Annotated in this window: 3 protein-coding genes and 1 pseudogene; all 4 read left to right on the top strand. The window is 62.9% G+C overall.

Features of this window, described 5'->3' with window-relative positions; translation table 11 throughout:
* Positions 1-2,019: excinuclease ABC subunit UvrA (uvrA, locus tag EN906_RS26360; RefSeq protein WP_127375485.1), on the top strand; the 2,019-nt coding region annotated here is incomplete at its 5' end.
* A 31-nt stretch (positions 2,020-2,050) separates the two neighbouring features.
* Positions 2,051-2,521 (top strand): GNAT family N-acetyltransferase, encoded by a 471-nt coding sequence (locus EN906_RS26365; RefSeq protein WP_127270122.1) that lies wholly within the window; start codon positions 2,051-2,053, stop codon positions 2,519-2,521.
* Between the two features lie 23 nt (positions 2,522-2,544).
* Entirely contained in the window at positions 2,545-3,366 is an 822-nt protein-coding gene (locus EN906_RS26370; RefSeq protein WP_127270120.1) for a DUF72 domain-containing protein, read from the top strand.
* Between the two features lie 115 nt (positions 3,367-3,481).
* A pseudogene (locus EN906_RS26375) lies at positions 3,482-3,724 on the top strand (GGDEF domain-containing protein); the annotation flags it as partial.

Genomic DNA, 3,724 nt, shown 5'->3' on the forward strand with positions numbered 1-3,724 from the left:
GGTCTCGGCAGCCAGCGCGCCATCGACGGCAATCTGATCGTGCCGGACGAGAACATCTCGCTGCGCGACGGCGCCGTCAGCCCGTGGGCGAAATCGACGTCCCCCTATTACGCGCAAACGCTGGAAGCGCTGGGCAAGGCCTATGGCTTCAAGCTTGGCGACAAGTTCAAGGATTTGTCCGAAGAGGCCAAGGAAGCTATCCTGCACGGCACGGGTGAGCGCGAAATCACCTTCCAGTATGATGACGGCCTGCGCTCCTACAAGACCACCAAGACCTTTGAAGGCGTCATTCCCAATCTCGAGCGGCGCTGGAAAGAGACCGAATCCGCCTGGATGCGTGAAGAGATCGAGCGCTTCATGTCGGCCACGCCCTGCCCGGCCTGCAAGGGGTATCGGCTGAAGCCGGAGTCGCTGGCGGTGAAGATCGCAGGCAGACATATCGGCGAAGTCACCGAGCTTTCCATCCGCAAGGCCGACCAGTGGTTCACCGACCTGCCCGCGTCGCTCAACGACAAGCAGAACGAGATCGCGGTGCGGGTGCTCAAGGAGATCCGCGAGCGGCTGCGCTTCCTCAACGATGTCGGGCTCGACTACCTGACGCTGTCGCGCAATTCCGGCACGCTGTCGGGCGGCGAGAGCCAGCGCATCCGGCTGGCATCGCAGATCGGCTCCGGTCTCACGGGCGTGCTCTATGTGCTGGACGAGCCGTCGATCGGCCTGCACCAGCGCGACAATGCCCGCCTGCTCGATACGCTGAAGCACCTGCGCGACATCGGCAACACGGTGATCGTCGTCGAGCATGACGAGGACGCCATCCTGCATGCCGACTATGTCGTCGACATGGGTCCGGCCGCCGGCATCCATGGCGGCGAAATCATCGCCCAGGGCACCCCGCAGCAGGTTATGGCCAATCCCAATTCGATCACCGGCAAATATCTGTCCGGCGCGCTCGAAGTGGCGACGCCCGGCGTGCGGCGTGAAGCGAAGAAGAACCGCCGCCTGAAGATCGTCGGCGCGCGCGGCAACAATCTGAAGAACGTCACCGCCGAAATACCGCTCGGCACCTTCACCGCCGTCACCGGCGTGTCGGGCGGCGGCAAGTCGACCTTCCTGATCGAAACCCTGTTCAAGGCTGCCTCGCGCCGCATCATGGGCTCGCGCGAGCACCCGGCCGACCACGACCGCATCGAGGGCCTCGAATTCCTCGACAAGGTCATCGACATCGACCAGTCGCCCATTGGCAGGACTCCGCGTTCGAACCCCGCCACCTATACCGGCGCCTTCACGCCAATCCGCGACTGGTTCGCCGGCCTGCCGGAGGCCAAAGCGCGCGGCTACCAGCCCGGCCGCTTCTCCTTCAACGTTAAGGGTGGCCGCTGCGAAGCCTGCCAGGGCGACGGCGTCATCAAGATCGAGATGCACTTTTTGCCCGACGTCTACGTCACCTGCGACGTCTGCCACGGCAAGCGTTACAACAGAGAGACGCTCGACGTCGTGTTCAAGGGCAAGTCGATCGCCGATATGCTCGACATGACGGTCGAGGAAGGCGTCGACTTCTTCGCCGCCGTGCCCGGCGTGCGCGACAAGCTCGACACGCTGAAGCAGGTCGGCCTTGGCTACATCCATATCGGCCAGCAGGCGACGACGCTGTCAGGCGGCGAGGCGCAGCGCATCAAGCTGGCCAAGGAACTGTCGCGCAAGGCAACTGGCAAGACGCTCTATATCCTCGACGAGCCGACCACCGGCCTGCATTTCCACGACGTCGCCAAGCTGTTGGAAGTGCTGCATGAACTGGTCGACCAGGGCAACACGGTGGTGGTCATCGAGCACAATCTCGAAGTGATCAAGACCGCCGACTGGGTGCTCGACCTCGGCCCCGAAGGCGGCGACGGCGGCGGCGAACTGGTTGCCTCCGGCACGCCGGAAGCGATCGTGCGCGAGAAGCGCAGCTACACCGGCCAGTTCCTCAAGGAGCTTCTGGAGCGGCGCCCCGGAGGCAAGCGCGAAGCGGCGGAGTGATCGGACCGGTTGGCGCCTGGAGAGCTTTTGAATGAAAATCAGAAGAGCGCTTGCCGGTGATCTCCAAACCGTCGTCTCGCTGACGCAAGCGGCCTATGCGCCTTACACTGCACTGTTAGGCGCACCGCCGATCCCAGTCACCGAGGACTACGCGCCGCGCATCGCGCGTGGTGAGGTGTGGGTGTTGGAAAGTGGCGGCGGACTTGCCGGACTGATCACGCTGGAACGGCATGACGACCACGCGATGATCTTCTCCGTCGCGGTCTCTCCTGACTTTCAGGGCAAGGGCTTCGGCATTGCGCTGCTGAAACACGCGGATGAGCTGACCCGTCTCTGGGGCCTGCCCGAGGTGCGGCTTTACACCAACGCCAGGATGGAACGGAACATCGCGCTCTATCTGGCCTATGGTTTCCACGAAACGGGTCGCCGGCCCAATCCCTACCGGCCGGGATGGGTGCTGGTCGACATGGCGAAATCGGTCCACGAGAGCACAGCGGCCTGATTTCTGAACTTGGGAGGATGACAATGAGCACATCGGGAACGATCCGCGCCGGCATGGGCGGCTGGACCTTTGAGCCTTGGGATACGTCCTTCTATCCCGACAAGCTCTCCAAGGCCAAGCAGCTGAACTACGCCACTCGCCAGGTGCCGAGCATCGAGGTCAACGGCACTTACTATTCCAGCTTCAAGGAACCGACCTTCGTCAAATGGGCCAACGAGGCGCCGGACGGTTTCGTGTACTCGCTAAAGGGCAACCGCTTCGTCACCAACCGGCGCGTGCTGGGCGAGGCCGGCGAATCGATGACGCGCTTCCTCGGCTCGGGCGTTGCCGCACTCGGGGAAAAGCTCGGGCCGATCCTGTGGCAGTTCGCGCCGACCAAGAAATTCGATCCGGACGATTTCGAAGCCTTTTTGAAACTGCTGCCGGAAAAGCAGGACGGCGTTGCGCTGCGCCATGCGCTCGAAGTCCGCAACGACAGTTTTGTCGTGCCGGAATTCGCAGCACTTGCCCGAAAATACAAGGCCGCGATCGTCTACGCCGACCATGCCAAATATCCCGATATCGCCGACGTCACCGCCGATTTCGTCTACGCCCGGCTGCAGACCGGCAGCGATGACAATCCCGACTGCTACACGCCGAAAGGCCTCGATGAATGGGCCGCGCGGGTAAAGATCTGGGCGCAAGGCAAGCAGCCGGCCGACCTGCGGCGCGCCGACCCCGCCACCGATGCGCCGGTCAAGCCGCGCGACGTGTTCGTCTACTTCATCACGGAGGGCAAGGTGCGCGCGCCGTTCGGCGCCATGGCACTGATGAAGCGGGTGGACCAGGATCTGTCGGTGCCCTGACGCTGCGGAATCATGGCATCTTCGCCATCGTCGTAACCTTATCGATACCTCCTTGCTGCATGAATCCAGCTGAACCAGTCGCAAATCTGGGCCGCCGCGGGCAAGGACGAGGGGCATGTCGCTCGACTACACTTCACTTCTGCTGGCTGTCGGTTTTTCCGCTGCCTGCCTGAGCCTGACCTTGTTTGGCATGTGGCTGACCGCTCGCTCGGAAAAGTTCCTGCTGACATGGGCGGTCAGCCTGGTGTTCGTGGTCGGCGATATTTTTTTCTATGACGCCTATATCGATATGCCCGGGCGCCTGCTGGGCATCGCCACGCTGGCTTTCCTCCTGCTCGGTTTCTCGACAATGCTGGGC

Source organism: Mesorhizobium sp. M7A.F.Ca.CA.004.06.1.1 (assembly GCF_003999135.1).
Taxonomy (GTDB): Bacteria; Pseudomonadota; Alphaproteobacteria; order Rhizobiales; family Rhizobiaceae; genus Mesorhizobium.